This window comes from Paenibacillus sp. 2TAB23 (assembly GCF_052115165.1).
Lineage (GTDB): Bacteria > Bacillota > Bacilli > Paenibacillales > Paenibacillaceae > Pristimantibacillus.
Map to the genome: position 1 here is coordinate 97,262 of NZ_JBFRGD010000019.1, position 16,666 is coordinate 113,927.

Genomic DNA, 16,666 nt, shown 5'->3' on the forward strand with positions numbered 1-16,666 from the left:
TTCGTTTGAATTCAAACGAAATAGGACAATAGAATTAGGAAGGGTGTATCCAAGCTATGGAAGCTGCAAGCACGACTAACAATGGCGAAAAGCTGATGCCTATTTTAGCTTTTACATTAGTATTTTCAATTATGAATGCCTCGATGTTCAACGTGGTCATGCCCGTAATCAGCAAGGAGTTCGGCATAACGCCTTCGCAGGTAAGCTGGCTGCTCACCGGTTATATGATTGTATACGCCGTAGGATCCGTTACATACGGAAAGCTAGCCGATAAATACCGCTTGAAAGATTTATTAACATTCGGGCTTATTTTCTTTGCGCTCGGTTCAATTGTAGGACTTTTGGCGTCAGAATATTGGATGATTGTATTGGGTCGTATTCTGCAAGCTAGCGGAGCTGCAGTCATTCCGGCTACTGCAATGATTGTGCCCGTTCGCTATTTCTCACCTGAGAAACGGGGAAGAGCACTTGGAACGGTAGCGGCCGGACTTGCGCTAGGAACTGCTCTCGCTCCGATTGTGGCAGGCTTGGTAACGAGCTTTGCCAGCTGGAGATTTCTGTTCCTGCTATCGATTATCCCGCTGCTGGCATTGCCTTTCTTCCGCAAATACTTGGATAATCAGCGAGGCAAGGCTCAGAAAATCGACTTTCTTGGGGGCATCCTGCTCGGCGGTGCAGTCGCGCTGCTGCTGCTCGGAATTTCTCAAGCCAATCTCTGGTTTGCTGTAGGCGGGATCGTCCTGCTTATCCTATTCGTCATTCGGATACGGACAGCAGCAGAGCCATTTATTCAGCCGCAGCTATTTCAGAATAAAAAATACTCCTTCGGATTGTTTATTACTTTTCTTGCGACAATGCTTAGCTTCGGAATGCCGTTTGTCACACCACAGTTTCTTTCGAATCTTAACCAATTGTCGCCTGCCGTAATCGGTCTTGTCATGTTCCCAGCTGCGATTACTTCTGCGCTTATGGGCCGCCGAGGGGGAAGGCTTGCTGATGAGAAAGGCAATTCGTTTCTCGTGTATACAGCAATCTCGTTAAGCTTTACCTGCTTTGTGCTGCTATCCATCTTTGTCGGAGCCTCGCCTTATTTGATCCTGTTTCTGCTGTTGTTCGGCAATATGGGTCAAACCTTTATGCAAATCGCAATGTCGAATACGATCTCGCGGACGCTTACGAAAGAGCAAATCGGGGTTGGCATGGGGCTGATGTCGCTGCTGAATTTTATTTCCGGCGCTATGACCACAAGCGTTATGGGCAAGCTGCTGGACGCGAAGGAAACAAGCTTTCACTTAAACCCATTTGCCATTCATAAAGGAGCATTCCTTTATAGCAATATTTTCTTTGCGCTCGCTATTCTGGCTGCGGTTATTGTGGGCATTTACTATTTTTCATTCAGTGCTAAAGGCGGTAAAACATCACTAAAATCAAAGCTGAAAAAGCGTGAAACGACATCTACCACTGCTTAAACGTCTCAAAGCTATAAGAGCATGGTCATATTCTATTAGTCATTCAGAATGATTCATGATAACGTTTGAGTAGGCATTCCTGCTTGTTCTCAAACGTTTCTTATCATTTGAATAGTAAGGAGACTAGAATATGAGCAAACCGCTTATCGTCATTATTGGTGCAGGTCCTGGTGTTAGCTTAGGCGTTGCAAGAAAGTTCGGCAATGAAGGGTATCGGGTCGTGCTTGGCGCAAGAAACACGCAATCGCTTGATTCTTATGTTAAGGAGCTTGAAGGCTTGGGAATTGAGGCTTATCGTGTTGAAGTTGACGCCTCACTGCCTGTTTCAGTGAAAGCGGCATTTGTACAAATCAAACAGCAATATGGCGCTCCAGAAGTACTCGTGTACAATGCGGCTGTTATTAGCATGGTTAAGCCAACAGAGCTTACGGATGAGCGGCTTATCGAAGAATTCAAAGTCAATGTGGCAGGAGCTTTATCGAGCGTGCAACAAGTCATAGCCGATCTGCTGGAAAATGGAAAAGGCACGATATTGTTTACAGGTGGAGGTTTGGCACTTGCTCCTTCAGCAGCTGTATCGTCTTTGTCGATTGGGAAAGCGGGTATTCGCTCTCTGGCCTATACGCTGTCAGAGGAATTGCGGCCTCAGGGTATTTTTGTCGGAACCGTCACGATCTGTGGATACGTCGCCAAAGGGACCTTTTATGATCCAGATGCGATTGCCGAAAGTTATTGGAAGCTGCATATTGAAAAGAATGATGTTGAATATGTGTTTAAAGAAAACGAAAATATATAGACGTAGAGCAGCTATACCAAATGGTATAGCTGTTTTTTTGTCGCTTGACAACTACAACTGTATAAACTAATATTACAGTATTAGAAAAAGTTACAGTTAAACGGTGGACTTTGGCTGAATTCCGCAAATAGATATCGGGAGTGTTGAACATAATGAAACAGAGCTATATGCCTTTATTTGAAAAAGTGTCCTTGAAAAGCGGCGTGCAATTAAAGAACCGCATTATTATGGCGCCGATGACGAATTTCTCCTCGAATGAAGACGGAACGGTGTCGGAAGCCGAGCTTGCGTACTACGGACGCCGATCTGGCGGAGTCAGCTTGGTAGTGACAGCTTGCGTGTATGTATCACCAAATGGGAAAGGGTTCCAAGGCGAATTTGCCAGCGATCATAATGGCATGGTACCGAGCTTGAGCAAGCTGGCTGCGACCATCAAAGAAAAAGGCTCAAAGGCTGTCCTGCAGATTTTTCACGGGGGAAGAGAGTGCCCGCCAAGTTTGGTTCCTAATGGAGACGTCGTGAGTGCAAGCGCGGTTGCTTCGGAACAGAGCGCAGGAGTAGTGCCGCGGGCACTATCGGAATCTGAAATTGAACAGATTATCGCTGATTTCGGAGAAGCGACGCGAAGAGCGATCGAAGCAGGATTTGATGGCGTAGAAATTCACGGTGCAAACGGTTATCTTATTCAGCAATTCTTCTCCGCGCATTCGAATACACGCAACGATCGCTGGGGTGGGAGCATCGAGAACCGGATGCGTTTCCCGCTGGCAGTCGTGGATGAAGTGAAACGTGTCATTCGCACTCATGCGCAGCAGCCATTTTTGGTCGGCTACCGTTTTTCCCCAGAGGAGGCTACTACTCCCGGCATAACGATGGAGGACACCTTTGCACTCCTTGACGAATTGGCACGGAAGGAGCTTGATTATCTTCATGTTTCCTTAATGGATTTCTGGTCTCTTCCGAAGCGAGGGGCAGAGGAAACAAAAACCCGCATGGAATGGATTCAAGAGCGGGTGGGGCATCTTGTGCCCGTTATCGGCGTAGGCTCCATCCACACACCTGATGAGGCTGTGAAGGCATTGGAGACCGGAATACCACTAGTGGCAATCGGCCGTGAGCTAATCATTGAGCCTGACTGGGTAGAGAAGGTTGCGCAAGGACGTGAAAATGAAATTAAAACAACGCTCAATAAAAGCGACCAAGATCGTTTGGTCGTGCCGGATCCGCTGTGGCAAGCCATTGTTCACACGCCAGGCTGGTTTCCTTTGGGCGATTAATATAGATGAGTGGAGACAGGCCGGAGCTAGCACCGGCCTGTTTTTTGTCGTATAGGAAAGCATATCCTAAGACGATATATTCTCTATATTTCTCGGAATGAAACGCGCCACGCTGCTATAGGACGGCGAAGCCGTTTCACGTCGCATGCAAATATTGCTTTTTGATGGCAGCGTCTACATTGAAATTCGCAGTTGTTTTAGTACTAAAGTTATTGTATCATTATCAAATAGGTAGGCAACCTACCTAAAGGTTTGAAGTAGTTTGGCAGCTAACAGGTCATACTAAATAAAAAGGTTTAGGAGTGCAGCGCATATGGAGCATTTGACACAAAAGAAGAAGTTAACCATTATGATTGCGCTGATGGCAGCGATGTTTTTCGCAGCTATTAATCAGACAATTGTAAGTACAGCCATGCCGAGAATTATTGCGATTCTGGGAGGCATTGAGTATTACACGTGGGTAATCACGATCTACATGCTTACCTCGACGATTGCCACCGTGCTTGTCGGCAAGCTGTCCGATATTTACGGGCGCAAGCCATTTCTGTTAGTAGGTATCGTGTTTTTTATCATAGGTGCCTTTTTATGCGGAACTTCTACGACCGTCTTTCAACTCATTACGTATCGAGGCATTCAAGGCTTAGGCGGCGGTATTCTAATGTCGGCTACGGTTACGGCTGTTGGTGATTTGTTCGCGCCGCGGGAGAGAGCGAAATGGACGGGCATCATGATGGCCGTGTTCGGTTTCTCCAGCGTAATTGGACCGACACTTGGCGGTTTCCTTGTCGATCATATCGCGTGGAAATGGATTTTCTGGATCTTCCTTCCGCTTGGTGTTGTGGCATTCGGAATGATATGGTCCATGTTTCCTAAAACAGCAAGGAAAACGACGGAATCAATTGATTACCTGGGTTCATTATTCTTGTCATTGATGTTGATTGCCCTGCTGCTTGGCTTCTCATGGGCGGGAACGAAATATGATTGGGGATCAACGCAAATTGTCGGATTGTTCGCGGCATCGATCGTATTCCTAATCATTCTGCTGCTTGTAGAGCGCAAGGCTAAAAGTCCGGTACTGCCATTATCCATGTTCAAGAACAGCATCGTGACGATTTCGAATTCGATTGGGTTCTTGATGAATGCCGGCATGATGGGCGCGATGATGTATCTTCCCTTCTTCGTTCAAGGCGTGCTTGGCATTTCCCCGACCTATTCGGGCTTCGTCAATATGCCGATGTCGATCGCAATGATCTTTCTTAGCACACTGTCCGGACGTTGGATTTCCAAATCGGGCAAATACAAACGTTTCGCATTGGCAGGCATGCCGTTCATGGTAGTCGGTATGCTTATGATGGCCTTTATGAGCAATGTCGCTGTTGCGGTTGCTGCCATGATTGTTTTTGGAATAGGACTCGGTATCTCAATGCCGGTATTCACACTTACGGTTCAGAATGCTGTAGCGCCAACGCAGCTAGGCGTAGCAACCGCTACGGCAACCTTGTTCCGCAACTTAGGCGGTACGATCGGTATTGCTGTAATGGGTACGGTTATGAACTCCACGATGTCGAGCAAGCTTGAGGCTGCTGTGAAGGCAGGCGAGGGTCCGGATTTGACGCAGGTCGATGCTGAAACGGCAAATCAGCTGTCCAGCTTCCTTAACCCGCAAATGCTGCTTGATCAGCCTAAGCTCAAAGAGCTGCATGCAACGCTGCCCGAACAGGTACAGCCGTTATTTACTCACATTATCGAGATGGTTCGATCCGTGTTAAGCGACTCGCTCACTGTCGTATTTTTATTCGGTATGTCATTGTTGATCGTAGCGTTTGTACTCGTTTTATTCCTGAAAGAAATTCCGCTTCGCTCCTCGAATGATTCGAAAGCTAAGGCGGAACCTGAAACAACTGATCTAATCAAAAAAGAGCCGGCTCTGCAATAAATGCAAGAGCGGCTCTAAACAATAAGGATTTCGCTAGCGGCAGCTGCAGCTGGCGAAATCCTCTTTCTATATCTACAGGTCATCCGTTTTGTTCGCGTATTCCAAAAACTGAAATACTTGATTCAGCATCAGGATAAGCTGATCGGACTGCTCTTTGCCGAGCTCGTCAATGATGCCCATGAAAATCGAATGGAATCTGTCGATGGCTTTGGCTGCCAGCCGATTTCCTTTATCCGTTAATGTAATTTCCGTAATTCTGCGATCCGTTTGATCGGCCGTTCGGATGGCGCAGCCCTCAGCAATCAGACGGTTGAGCATTTGAGTAACTGTAGGCGAAGTTACCTCTAATATTTTGCTGATTTCGGTGACAGTCGTAGCCGTAGAGCCTTTATCATTATTTTGCTTTATACTGACAAGCATTCGAATTTCACTCGCTTTTAGCCCGTCCCACATCGTTTTTTTACGCCAGTCGGCTCGCGCGAATCGTTGGAAAACAGCGATAAGCTCGGATACGTTCTCGTATTTATTTTCGCCCATTCGATTCACCTCGGTGAACATATTTAATAGATTGATTAGGTAGCCTATGCAATTATAGTAACGTTTGACGACAGAAGTCAATGCCATATAAGAAATGAGGATGGATATGCATATGGAAGAGGAATGGAAGGAGTTGTACCCATTATTAAAGAGTGTTTACAAAAAAATGAAAACAGAATGGCACAAAGGGCTCGATTGCAGCTTTTCCGTTAACCAAACCAGAATGCTTCAGTATTTGAATCGGAAAAGCCCGATGAAATCAACGGAATTAGCAGAAATGCTGCTAATCACAGCTGGCGGGGTCACGCTGATGGGGGACAAGCTGCTTGAGAGAGGATTAATTGAGCGAGTGCGCTGCGATTCGGATCGACGGGTTGTGCAAATCGCGATAACGGATGAAGGCAAGAACTATATGGAGTCCTTTAATGAAAGAGATTCTGCTATAATTGCTTATATAAGTGAACGAATCTCTAACGAGGATTTGCATCATTTAAGACGTATTTTTAAGCTTCTTGATCAATAGTAGAACGATCCAGCAATGAATAACCCGCTCGGAGCGGAAGGGGAACTAAGCAGCATGTCGATGGAACAGATGCATATGGTCAAAGATTTCAAGCAGCAAATCACACGTTTCATGATGATGTACAAATTTGCTCTGCAGGAGCTTGAAACGAAGATAGATATTTTAAAAGAAGAATTTCAATTACTGCATGAGTATAACCCGATTGAGCATACGAGCTCGCGATTAAAGTCACCGAAGAGCATCATCGAAAAGCTGGTTCGCAAGCAATGCGAGTTTAATTTCACGAGCATCCGCAAGGAAATTAAAGATATTGCAGGTTTGCGTATCAACTGCTCCTTTATTTCGGATATTTACAGGATTAGCGACATGCTGCAAAATCAGAGTGATTTGAAATTGCTGTCCGTGAAAGACTATATTAAAAATCCTAAGCCGAATGGCTATCAGAGCCTTCACCTCCTGATTGAGGTACCGGTGTTTATATCCGACCGCCGCGAGAATGTATGTGTGGAAGTACAGATTCGCACCATTGCGATGGATTTCTGGGCGAGTCTGGAGCACAAAATCTATTACAAATATAAGCATGCGATACCGCCTCATTTACTGAACGAGCTGAAGGAAGCCGCTGATTCCGCCGCTGCGCTCGATAAGAAGATGGAGAGGCTGCATAACGAAATTGCGGAAATCAAGGATGAACACGAAAATGATCTTGGCGAGGAAATGATACGTCTGCTAATGGGCAATCAGAATGGTTCGATTCCGCAATTGCTGCAGGAGCTCACAAAGGACGTTATGCGAAAATAATAGTCGTGAACCCCTAAACAGCGTCATAAAGTGAAAGTAGTGCGTTATCGTGCTGCCAAGCGTAATGCGTTGTTGAAGGGTGGTCATGCGGAGATGGTCATTGCAAGCTTTCAAGCCTTCATCCAGGTGTTTGGTTTATCGATTTCCATGAGCTTAGTGGGTGGACTGATTGGACATTTTGTGAAAAATGGCATTATCGAAATGCCTAAGCTCGTCATTGAATATGATGAGATCGGACTTTCGCTATCAACGAACTGGTTGATCAGATGGATCCAGCGACTTTATTATTTTGTCATTTTCGTCATCGGCTTCCGGGATCACAGCAATGCGAAAAAAAAGATTTTTTTCGATCTTGGGTTTTTAGGTGATCTTCTAATTGCCATTGGGACAGGGATTCTGGCGAAAACAGCATTGTCGATGGCGGACACGTCCGATAACTTTGCTGTTGTCAGCAGCTCCCTGCTTGCAGGTTATGCAGGCTTAGCCTATTTGAAGGGCAAACAGAACAAAGAGTTCGCGGATTTGTTCCCGGAGGAAATGGATGATCCAAATCCGCGAACGCCTCCAAAATAACATGCAAGTTTATCAATGTTTTGCGTATAATGACCATAGCTGGTAACCCTGAAGCGATTATGAATCGTTTTCTGATCAAACCATGGTAAGGAGGGTGGAGCACGTGGGGAAAATAACGGTCAAAGTGACCCCTGATGAAATGCAGGAGCTCAAGAAGTTAGCCGAGATTGTCAAAAACCCTCACCTTCCGATGTCTGACCGCCGGATCGCTAAGACTCAGTATGAGTCGATCATCAACTTTGCGAAGAACAGCAACCGCGGCATTATATCTTCTGTTTAAAGAAAATGGCATGACTTGAAGCGGCTCCTGCGGGGCGGCTTCTTTTATTTGGGGACGTTGTGTCAGTATCGTATGGAATGGGTCATGCTGCGGCAATCAAACGAATTTCTGAAAAAGAACCGTTTCTGGGCTTAGCTCGGCATAAACGAAGAAGCAGCTCAGACGGACATGGTCCGTGCGGAGCTGCTTCTTCGGGTTGTAGTCTCTCATGCTCATGTCATCTAAGGAAGTTCAATCGTTACTTCGCGCTTGCTTGCTGCGGACCGGAGCACACCGTCAATGATCGCTTGGTTATAAAGGATCTCCGCGCCGGGAATCGGTGCAGGGCGATTCTCTCTGATGGCGGCGACAAAGTCCCGCACCTTCTCGTCAAACAAATTAAGTCCATGGTCGATGACCGGAATGGAGGATTGAATGTGCTGGTTAACTACATCGTGATAGAGAGTCATGCTGCCAACGCTTCCGTCCCACACGCCGCTCCATGGACCTGAGCCGGCGGGCGTTACCTTTAGGCCGGCATCCGTACCGAGGAACATCGTCGCGCCAAGCGAATCCATATGCATCGCCCAGCTGGTTTTGTAATTTAATATAATGTCTCCCTCAAGCCGGATCATGGCAACCCCAAAGTCCTCAACGTCGAAATTAGCGGCTTCGCGGTGGTAGAGTGGATTCGTGCCAAAGTGGTTCGAGGTATAAGCCGATACTGTAAGCGGCTTCGGATAACCGAGCGCATTAAGCGCCATATCCAGCGAGTAGCAGCCGATGTCAGCCATTGCGCCTGCGCCTGCAAGCTCCTGACGGATAAAGGTGCCTCCAGGCATGCCGCGCCTTCTGCCGCCGCCGGTTTCTACGAAATAAACCTTTCCGAGCTTTCCGGATTGCACGATTTCTTGGATGAGGGACATATTCGGATCATATCTCGGCTGGAAGCCTACCGTCAGCATCTTGCCGCTGCGTTCAGCGGCTTCAACCATTTCAATGGATTGCTGAAGCGTCACGGACATCGGCTTTTCGACCAAAACATGCTTGCCTGCATTTAAAGCGTTTACAGATGTCTCGTGGTGGGCAAAGTTCGGCGTGCAAATGCTTACTCCGTCAAGGTCCAGCTCCAGAAGCTTTCTGTGATCCTCGAATGCAGCGGCATGGACGAGCTCTTCCTGCTCGATGAAAGCCTGCGCTCTGCCGGGCAGGCTGTCGGCTACCGCGACAATCTCAACGTGCAAAGGCATTTTCTTATAAGCGGAAGCATGGGCTCTTGCGATGCCGCCGCTTCCTATAATTCCGATTCGGATAGGTGTGGTCATGGTATGTCCCTCATTTCGTCAATATGCTCTTACTTTAGCACAGCTTATTCATGCATGAAATGATGAGAAAAGGACATGGCTTCTCTAAAATTATGACATGTATCGGCTCCACACGTGTTTCATTTTGTACAAACAAATGCTCACGTTTGTCCATTGTGCGAGCGGCAGCTTTGTTTTACGATGAATGGGCTGCAATTGATAACGATTTTCATTAAGGCTTTACCAAGATTAGGTTAGAGAGGAAGTTGTGTATGCTTCGCCGTTTTTTCGCGTATTACAAGCCCTACAAGAAGCTGTTTATTTTGGATTTCAGCTGCGCCATACTGGCCGCGTTGCTTGAGCTTGCTTTCCCGCTTGCGGTTAATCGGGTTGTCGATGATTTGCTGCCAAGCGGCAACTGGAAGTGGATATTATACTCTTGCGTCGGCTTGCTGGGGATTTATGTATTCAGCGCCGCGCTGCATTATGTAGTCACATATTGGGGACATAAGCTCGGTATCAATATTGAATCGGATATGCGCAAGCAGCTGTTTGACCGCGTGCAGAAGCTAAGCTTCCGCTTCTTCGACAATAACAAGACGGGGCATCTTGTTTCGCGGATGACCAATGACCTGATGGATATTGGCGAGATCGCGCATCATGGTCCTGAGGATTTGTTTATCGCATTGATGACGCTGACCGGCGCATTCGTGATCATGCTGAGCATCAACTGGCAGCTTGCGCTTATGACCTTTGTCATCATTCCGCTTATGATTTATTTGTCGCTGTATTTCAGTCGCAAAATGTCGGCAGCCTTCAAACGGATGTTCTCCGATATTGCCGATTACAACGCACGCGTTGAGAACAACGTCAGCGGCATTCGCGTCGTTCAAGCTTTCGCGAACGAGAAGCATGAAATGGCTCGTTTTGCCGAAAACAACGGCCGCTTCCGCTTGACGAAGCTGATCGCTTACCGCGTCATGGCTTGGAATTCCTCAATCAGCTTCATTCTAATGAGACTGATTTCCTTGTTCGTGCTCGTATGCGGCACATGGTTTGTCATCCAAGGCGACATGAGCTATGGCGAATTCATTGCTTTCGTGATGCTTTCCAACGTATTTCTAAGCCCTATTCAGCAAATCAATTCCGTCATTGAAACGTATCCCAAAGGTATCGCTGGCTTCAAACGTTATTTGGAGCTGCTCGAAACGGCACCTGATATCGACGATGCACCGGATGCCGTTGCCGTTAACCACCTGAAGGGCGATATTCAGTTTAATCAGGTAACTTTCGGTTATGAGAACAAGGACAAGGTTCTAACAGGCCTTAACCTATCCATTCGTGCAGGCGAGACGGTAGCGCTGGTCGGACCGTCGGGTGCAGGGAAAACGACGCTTTGCAGTCTGCTGCCGCGATTCTATGACGTGGAGGAAGGCTCCATTCTAATTGACAACATTGATATTCGTCATATGACGCTGGAGTCGCTGCGCTCTAACATCGGAATCGTTCAGCAGGATGTATTCTTGTTCGACGGATCAATTAGGGAGAATATTGCATACGGCAAGCTTGGGGCTTCTGACGAGGAGGTCATGCAGGCAGCGCGTCAGGCACAGCTGGAGGAGCTTGTCCATTCGCAGCCTGAAGGGCTGGATACCCTAATTGGCGAGAGGGGCGTCAAACTCTCTGGAGGCCAAAAGCAGCGGCTGTCCATTGCCCGCATGTTCTTGAAAAATCCGCCGATACTGATTCTGGATGAGGCGACATCCGCGCTGGATACGGAGACGGAAGCAGCTATTCAGCTAGCGCTGGCGGAGCTCTCACGCGGACGGACAACACTTGTCATCGCTCACAGGCTCGCGACCATTAAAAATGCTGACCGCATCGTAGTCGTCGCTGACCAAGGCATTGCCGAGCAGGGCAAGCATGAAGAGCTGCTTGCAGAGCGCGGCGCATACAGCCGATTGCATCAAGCACAGTTCGGTACTTAGCAGGAAGCTAAGAGGATTGAGTAAGAATCTGTGGAAGAAGGGAGAGCAGTTTGTCTTTGGCTGCAGCATCCTCAATGTTCCAATCCTGCTCATCAAGCAAATAGCTGAAACCATTTTTCACTGCAGGGAGATTAAGCCAAACGGGGCTGTTCATCAGCTCCTCCATAGCTGCTTTGGAGTCAGGACTTTGCGGAAGCATCATGAACACCCGGTCACCCGCATATTGATGAATGGTTTTGGACGTAATTTCCTTGTAGGGTCTGCCTGACTTCATAATCTGTTGGACCTTTCCGGCAGGACGGAAGCCATCAGGATGATAGAGGATCGAGGATAGACCGATATTGCCCATAACGAATAAGCGTTTCCCCCTGTGGAAAACAAACACAGAAGCGGTCTCCTCTGGACGTATAAGCGTCCGTAGCTGCTGCCACATCAGTAAAGTATTGCTATTATGATGAAGAAGCCATTGTTGGGCTTCTTTTTTTTTGCCAAACCACTCGCCGAGCATTAACAGCCTGTCATCCAGCGAACCGCGGGAATTATAGGAAAGGGTTGGCGCAATTTGCGAGATTTGCGAATATAGCGTTTCGTCATAATGATCGAAAATGATCAAGTCCGGCGATAGCTTGGATGCCAGCTCTTGACTGAGCGGCTTTTCCTTGCAGAAAGTATGGTTCTCGATTATGGGGATGCCCAGCATGTTCATGTCGCCAATCGTCTCACCGCAATAGAGAACCCGGCTCGGTTGCGAAGGGATACGGACTTCATGGCCGTTCCAATCTTTGACGAGAATGTTTTGGCTCATGGAGATGGCATATTGCCTTGGCGAGAAGCCCGTCATAAACCGAAAGCGACGGCTGAAATAATATTCGTCTGTGAAGCCGACGCGCTCGGCTATTTCCCTGAGCGTGCTTTCCGTATGCGTTAACCACTCCTTCGCCCTATTGATCCGCAGCTCTGTCAAATAATCGAGCGGTTTTTTGCCGGTCAGCTCTTTGAATATAGACGTAAACTGCCAAGAAGGAACATTGGCCATGTGAGCGAGCTGCTTGACGGTTATATGATCTTGGAAGTTGGTTTGCATGTATTGAATCGTTTGCTCGACCGTTTGCGCAGAGCTTTGCAGCTGGTCAACCTGCAAATTATGCTCGAGCAGAAATGCAATGATCTTTTGGAATTGAAGCTGCTGACGGTGCGCTTCTAGGTCATCCTGGCTTGTCTGTCCTACATACAGCTGGTTGAGCAGATCATTCCACTGTGTTTGCGGGTATATGCGCAGCTCTTGGCGTTCCGGAAAAAGCGGTTTCACATAAGGGGCTGCCTGGCCGCCTTCAATATGGAAGATGCGAAAGGAGACTCGGTAATATTCGATCTTGCAATCTTCCATGCTCTCGAGCTGATAAGCTGTGGAAGGCGAGAGCAGGAAAGTGCTGTCAGGCGAGAAGAAAGCACTGTATGTATCCGTATAAAGCGTGCCGCTGCCGCTTTTGAATACAAACAGCATATAGCTGGAAGTCGTCTCTTCGGCTAGAACTGCGTCTGAAGCATAGTCGAGCAAGTCAACATTTATATAGTGAAAGAGCAAGGAGCGGAGTGGAAGACGAGCTAGCGATGCTGTAGACATGATGTAGCCTCTTTTCGGTAATGAGAATTATTATCAATTAAATTCATTATAAACAAAAAAAAGAAGCTTTTCAACAAGAGCTGAAGAGCTTCTTCTGGATTTTGTTTAAAACAGAACTTACTTTTTCAATTCATTTTTCGGTTCATTATTATTTACTATTTTAATAGAACGTTCGGCAACTCTCCCGTTAACCATTCCCTGGACATAGCGTCGCTGCCTGCTTTCAAAATATCAAAGTTGTATACTTGACCGCTTTGAACGGCCGGGAGCTTTTGCCAAATTTCGCTTTTGAGCAGATCGCTAGTGGATTCCTGAGCTGCAGGATCAACAGGATTAAGAATAAAGATGCGATCAGCGGCGTATTGAGGCAGCAGCTCGGCGGAAATTTCGGCGAACCCTGTTTCTTTATCGATTAAATCTTGAATGATCGGCGTTGGCTTGAAGCCGCCTTCCTCATACAAGAATTGCGGAAGTCCTGCACCTGCCATAATAAATAGACGGTTGCCTGGATACATGGTGAACACAGAAGCTGTCTCGCCTTCTTTCACTCCGTTCGCGTGCAGCTCTGCCCACATCTCGGACATTTTGACTGCATGTGCGGCCAGCCAATCCTCAGCTTCTTGCTTTTTATTGAATAGATCGCCTAAAAAGCGCATCCGCACATCAAGCTTGTCGAACGTGTTAAAGGTTACAGTTGGAGCAACCTTCGAGATTGCTTCGTATTGTTGTTCGTCGGAATTGGAGAAAATAATGAGATCAGGCTTCAGCGACAAGGATTTCTCTACGCTTAGCGGAAAGCCGACATCTTCAACGTCCGGAAGCTGATTTTCCATGACAGTACCTTTAATGGCATCTACCATAATGCCAATTGGCTTAACGCCTAGGGCAAGCAAATCGCCTGTCGTTTCCCCGTGATAAATGACGCGCTGTGGTGCTACGGGAACTTCGACCTCATGTTTTGACCAGTCGGTGAACATACGGGTCGTAGCTGCAGCTTCCTCAGTTGCAGCAGGCGCTTCCGTCGTTTCAGCGGTAGGACTAGCCGTGTTGCTTTCATTGGTGTTGCTGCTGCCACAGCCTAGCAATAATGCCCCCATTAATGCGAAAGTGCTCAATAAAGCGACAGTTTTGGATCCTCGATACATAGTTGTTCTCCTCCGGAAAAATATTTGAGATAATGAGAATCATTATCGGTGTAAAACAATCGTAATGGATATCCGTATCAGACTCAATGGACAAAATAAAGGAAGCCTTTTGGTTTTGTCCAAGCCGCTTTACATGCATCATGCTTCAATAAGGAAAGTAAGGGTTGCAAAGCTGAGCATTTCTGTTATATTTAATTAGTAATTATTACGAATAAGGAGGCGAAAAAGATAGCGAAAAAATCGAAGGTAGTGAAAGAACGGAAACGGCAAGCACTAGTCGCCAAATATGCTGACCTAAGAAGAGAACTGAAGGTAAAAGGCGATTACGCGGCACTGCAGAAGCTGCCAAGGGATTCCTCGGCTACTCGCTTGCACAATCGCTGTGAGCTTACAGGCCGTCCTCATGGCTTCTTAAACAAATTCAAAGTATCCCGGATTAAATTCCGAGAGCTGGCGCATGCCGGGCAAATTCCTGGCGTAAAGAAAGCAAGCTGGTAGGCAGCATGATGTTTTAAGAGGTGGGTGAAGGATGCTGGATCCTTTTACAGTTAAACGACTTGCTTCAATAATGGATGGTTATATCGAGCAGAAGGTGCCAGGGGATTTGCGCGTATCCGTCAGGCTGCGGCATGAGATTGTAGGCAATCAATTGACGCTTGCCGAGGAGCGTCCCACAGCTAAACGGAACGAGTGGGATCGCATCGACATTGTACAGTTTCGTCTAGAATCGCAAAAATGGAAGGTTTACGCGAAAAACGAGGACAATAAATGGTCATTTGTTGAAGTTATTTCCCCAAGCGAAGATTTCGAGCAGCAGCTAGAATGGGTTGAGATGGATCAGGAAGGCCTTTTCTGGAAGTCATAGTTTATCTGTTCCAGTCTTGCTATTGTACTGTAAGCTCTGAATATAGCACATCCAGTTCAGGAAAGAAATATAGCAAAAAGCCGGTATCCTATACGTGGATGCCGGCTTTTTTTGCTTGGATACGACGCTTATTTGCAACAATTACAACAAATACTCAAATGTAACGCGGATATTACATGGACAAAATTGCGGCAAATGAAAAAGCTTACATTTTCAATATGTTCCATGCAAACAGTTGAAAGTAAAAGGATTAAAGAAATTAAACCTAGATAAAGTGTCGGTAAAACCGCATATAAACGGTTTTTGAATATTTGCCGCAAATTATGATGATAAATTAGCCAAAAAAATGTTGACAACATGAAAAATTTGCATTACTATCAGAACATGAAATGAAGTTGGTTAGCTTATCTGACATCGATGCTTCTTGAGATGGATTGGCRCAAAATTATGACAACGGAGAGTGCGGACATGAGTAAGATTAGAATGGCATTTATCGGTGTAGGCGATATGGGCTCGCATCATTGCATCGGCTTTGATTTGCTGGAAGAGTGCGAGGTGTTGTATATATGCGACATGAATGAAGCCAATGTAGCACGAACAATGGTTGAACTAAAGAATAGCAAGCCGATCGTGTATACGGACTATCGCGAGCTTCTTCATAAAGAGGATTTGGATGCAGTTGTAATCAGCGTGCCCAACTATTTGCATAGAGAAGTTGCGGTTGCGTTCTTGGAAGCAGGCAAGCATGTTTTTCTGGAGAAGCCGGTCGCCCATACGTTGGAGGATTGCGATGCGATCATCAAAGCGGCAGAGGACAATCAGCGCATTTTGCAAATCGGACTTGTGTATCGCTACTCCAATTTGTACCGCAGAATGGCCAAGGAGCTTGAGCAAGGGCGCCTTGGAGACGTGAAGATGATGTGGTGCAAGGAGTTTCGTGATCCGTTCCCGCCAGCTGACTGGTTTTATGATAAATCGAAATCAGGCGGGGCAATCGTAGAGAAGGACTGCCATCACTTTGATATTTTCAACTGGATGATCAAGGCGAAGCCGGTACGCGTATTTGCTTCAGGCGGCCAGCATGTAATGAAGCAAGGTCAAGAGAATCAGATAACGAATTCGTACAGTCATTACCCTGCTAAAAGCATTTCTGACCCATCGATCGTCGACCATGCTTTTATCACGATCGATTACGACAACGGAAGCAAAGCCAACTTGGGCTTGTGCATGTACTTAAAACCAAGAAATTTAATGGGAGACGGACTTGAAATTGGGTTAATCGGGGAAAATGGAGGTCAAATGGTAGCCAAAAACGATAAGACCATTGATATTGTCGGCGGTGAGGATTTGACAAAGGACCATCTCGAGATTGACGTGACCTCTGACTCGATCATGGGCGGGCATACAGGTGGACAAACCCAGCGTAAAGCATTTATTGCTTGTTTGAAGGAAGGAACGCAGCCGTTCGCTACCGCACAGATTGGGCGGGATGCATTGCTAATTGCCCTAGCCGCGGAGAAATCGATTATTGAAGAACGGTATGTCTATTTGGAAGAACTAATGAGCTAA

The 16,666-nt window shown here is 46.8% G+C and carries 16 protein-coding genes; 12 read left to right on the top strand and 4 right to left on the bottom strand.

Features of this window, described 5'->3' with window-relative positions; genetic code table 11:
* Nucleotides 1-56 precede the first annotated feature (56 nt).
* The 4 genes from AB4Z29_RS23605 (at nucleotide 57) to AB4Z29_RS23620 (ending at nucleotide 5,478) form a co-directional block, all read left to right on the top strand.
* Nucleotides 57-1,469: an MFS transporter gene (locus AB4Z29_RS23605; RefSeq protein WP_441945434.1), complete on the top strand. Its 1,413-nt coding sequence runs from the start codon at nucleotides 57-59 to the stop codon at nucleotides 1,467-1,469.
* Between the two features lie 130 nt (nucleotides 1,470-1,599).
* A complete protein-coding gene (locus AB4Z29_RS23610) occupies nucleotides 1,600-2,265 on the top strand; it encodes an SDR family NAD(P)-dependent oxidoreductase (protein ID WP_441945435.1) in 666 nt (221 codons plus the stop codon).
* Between the two features lie 152 nt (nucleotides 2,266-2,417).
* A complete protein-coding gene (locus AB4Z29_RS23615) occupies nucleotides 2,418-3,542 on the top strand; it encodes an NADH-dependent flavin oxidoreductase (protein WP_441945436.1) in 1,125 nt (374 codons plus the stop codon).
* A 313-nt stretch (nucleotides 3,543-3,855) separates the two neighbouring features.
* Nucleotides 3,856-5,478: an MDR family MFS transporter gene (locus tag AB4Z29_RS23620; protein ID WP_441945437.1), complete on the top strand. Its 1,623-nt coding sequence runs from the start codon at nucleotides 3,856-3,858 to the stop codon at nucleotides 5,476-5,478.
* Nucleotides 5,479-5,550: 72 nt separating this feature from the next.
* Here the strand turns inward: AB4Z29_RS23620 and AB4Z29_RS23625 are convergent, their stop codons facing one another.
* Nucleotides 5,551-6,015, bottom strand: coding sequence for a MarR family winged helix-turn-helix transcriptional regulator (locus AB4Z29_RS23625; RefSeq protein ID WP_441945438.1), 465 nt, complete (start codon nucleotides 6,013-6,015; stop codon nucleotides 5,551-5,553).
* Between the two features lie 112 nt (nucleotides 6,016-6,127).
* Here AB4Z29_RS23625 and AB4Z29_RS23630 point away from each other — a divergent pair, with 112 nt between their 5' ends.
* The 4 genes from AB4Z29_RS23630 (at nucleotide 6,128) to AB4Z29_RS23645 (ending at nucleotide 8,192) form a co-directional block, all read left to right on the top strand.
* Entirely contained in the window at nucleotides 6,128-6,538 is a 411-nt protein-coding gene (locus AB4Z29_RS23630; RefSeq protein ID WP_441945439.1) for a MarR family winged helix-turn-helix transcriptional regulator, read from the top strand.
* A 54-nt stretch (nucleotides 6,539-6,592) separates the two neighbouring features.
* On the top strand, nucleotides 6,593-7,339 hold the full coding sequence (locus AB4Z29_RS23635; RefSeq protein WP_441945440.1) for a GTP pyrophosphokinase: 747 nt from the start codon (nucleotides 6,593-6,595) through the stop codon (nucleotides 7,337-7,339).
* Between the two features lie 30 nt (nucleotides 7,340-7,369).
* On the top strand, nucleotides 7,370-7,912 hold the full coding sequence (locus AB4Z29_RS23640; RefSeq protein WP_183560278.1) for a hypothetical protein: 543 nt from the start codon (nucleotides 7,370-7,372) through the stop codon (nucleotides 7,910-7,912).
* Nucleotides 7,913-8,015: 103 nt separating this feature from the next.
* Nucleotides 8,016-8,192, top strand: a complete 177-nt coding sequence (locus AB4Z29_RS23645) for a hypothetical protein (protein ID WP_183560276.1) — start codon at nucleotides 8,016-8,018, stop codon at nucleotides 8,190-8,192.
* Nucleotides 8,193-8,413: 221 nt separating this feature from the next.
* Here the strand turns inward: AB4Z29_RS23645 and AB4Z29_RS23650 are convergent, their stop codons facing one another.
* Nucleotides 8,414-9,496 (bottom strand): Gfo/Idh/MocA family protein, encoded by a 1,083-nt coding sequence (locus AB4Z29_RS23650; protein WP_441945441.1) that lies wholly within the window; start codon nucleotides 9,494-9,496, stop codon nucleotides 8,414-8,416.
* Between the two features lie 251 nt (nucleotides 9,497-9,747).
* On the opposite strand from AB4Z29_RS23650, the gene AB4Z29_RS23655 reads away from it, so the two are divergent.
* On the top strand, nucleotides 9,748-11,463 hold the full coding sequence (locus AB4Z29_RS23655; protein ID WP_441945442.1) for an ABC transporter ATP-binding protein: 1,716 nt from the start codon (nucleotides 9,748-9,750) through the stop codon (nucleotides 11,461-11,463).
* Nucleotides 11,464-11,470: 7 nt separating this feature from the next.
* Here AB4Z29_RS23655 and AB4Z29_RS23660 read toward each other — a convergent pair whose 3' ends face one another.
* Both AB4Z29_RS23660 and AB4Z29_RS23665 read right to left on the bottom strand, forming a co-directional pair.
* Entirely contained in the window at nucleotides 11,471-13,087 is a 1,617-nt protein-coding gene (locus tag AB4Z29_RS23660; RefSeq protein WP_441945443.1) for a helix-turn-helix domain-containing protein, read from the bottom strand.
* A 155-nt stretch (nucleotides 13,088-13,242) separates the two neighbouring features.
* Nucleotides 13,243-14,232 carry an ABC transporter substrate-binding protein gene (locus AB4Z29_RS23665; RefSeq protein ID WP_441945444.1) on the bottom strand — a complete coding sequence of 330 codons (990 nt, stop codon included), beginning with the start codon at nucleotides 14,230-14,232 and terminating at the stop codon, nucleotides 13,243-13,245.
* Between the two features lie 228 nt (nucleotides 14,233-14,460).
* Between AB4Z29_RS23665 and rpsN the strand changes: the two genes are divergently transcribed.
* From rpsN to AB4Z29_RS23680, 3 genes are all read left to right on the top strand, one after another.
* A complete protein-coding gene (gene rpsN / locus AB4Z29_RS23670; protein WP_441945486.1) occupies nucleotides 14,461-14,730 on the top strand; it encodes a 30S ribosomal protein S14 in 270 nt (89 codons plus the stop codon).
* Between the two features lie 31 nt (nucleotides 14,731-14,761).
* The gene (locus AB4Z29_RS23675; RefSeq protein WP_441945445.1) at nucleotides 14,762-15,097 is read left to right on the top strand and encodes a DUF3024 domain-containing protein; all 336 of its coding nucleotides are present in this window, start codon (nucleotides 14,762-14,764) and stop codon (nucleotides 15,095-15,097) included.
* Nucleotides 15,098-15,565: 468 nt separating this feature from the next.
* A complete protein-coding gene (locus AB4Z29_RS23680) occupies nucleotides 15,566-16,666 on the top strand; it encodes a Gfo/Idh/MocA family protein (RefSeq protein ID WP_441945446.1) in 1,101 nt (366 codons plus the stop codon).

Bases quoted from the DNA above. Each gene is read 5' to 3' on its own strand.
- AB4Z29_RS23605 (WP_441945434.1), top strand. From the start codon at position 57: ATGGAAGCTGCAAGCACGACTAACAATGGCGAAAAGCTGATGCCTATT.
- AB4Z29_RS23610 (WP_441945435.1), top strand. From the start codon at position 1,600: ATGAGCAAACCGCTTATCGTCATTATTGGTGCAGGTCCTGGTGTTAGC.
- AB4Z29_RS23615 (WP_441945436.1), top strand. From the start codon at position 2,418: ATGAAACAGAGCTATATGCCTTTATTTGAAAAAGTGTCCTTGAAAAGC.
- AB4Z29_RS23620 (WP_441945437.1), top strand. From the start codon at position 3,856: ATGGAGCATTTGACACAAAAGAAGAAGTTAACCATTATGATTGCGCTG.
- AB4Z29_RS23625 (WP_441945438.1), bottom strand. From the start codon at position 6,015: ATGGGCGAAAATAAATACGAGAACGTATCCGAGCTTATCGCTGTTTTC.
- AB4Z29_RS23630 (WP_441945439.1), top strand. From the start codon at position 6,128: ATGGAAGAGGAATGGAAGGAGTTGTACCCATTATTAAAGAGTGTTTAC.
- AB4Z29_RS23635 (WP_441945440.1), top strand. From the start codon at position 6,593: ATGTCGATGGAACAGATGCATATGGTCAAAGATTTCAAGCAGCAAATC.
- AB4Z29_RS23650 (WP_441945441.1), bottom strand. From the start codon at position 9,496: ATGACCACACCTATCCGAATCGGAATTATAGGAAGCGGCGGCATCGCA.
- AB4Z29_RS23655 (WP_441945442.1), top strand. From the start codon at position 9,748: ATGCTTCGCCGTTTTTTCGCGTATTACAAGCCCTACAAGAAGCTGTTT.
- AB4Z29_RS23660 (WP_441945443.1), bottom strand. From the start codon at position 13,087: ATGTCTACAGCATCGCTAGCTCGTCTTCCACTCCGCTCCTTGCTCTTT.
- AB4Z29_RS23665 (WP_441945444.1), bottom strand. From the start codon at position 14,232: ATGTATCGAGGATCCAAAACTGTCGCTTTATTGAGCACTTTCGCATTA.
- AB4Z29_RS23675 (WP_441945445.1), top strand. From the start codon at position 14,762: ATGCTGGATCCTTTTACAGTTAAACGACTTGCTTCAATAATGGATGGT.
- AB4Z29_RS23680 (WP_441945446.1), top strand. From the start codon at position 15,566: ATGAGTAAGATTAGAATGGCATTTATCGGTGTAGGCGATATGGGCTCG.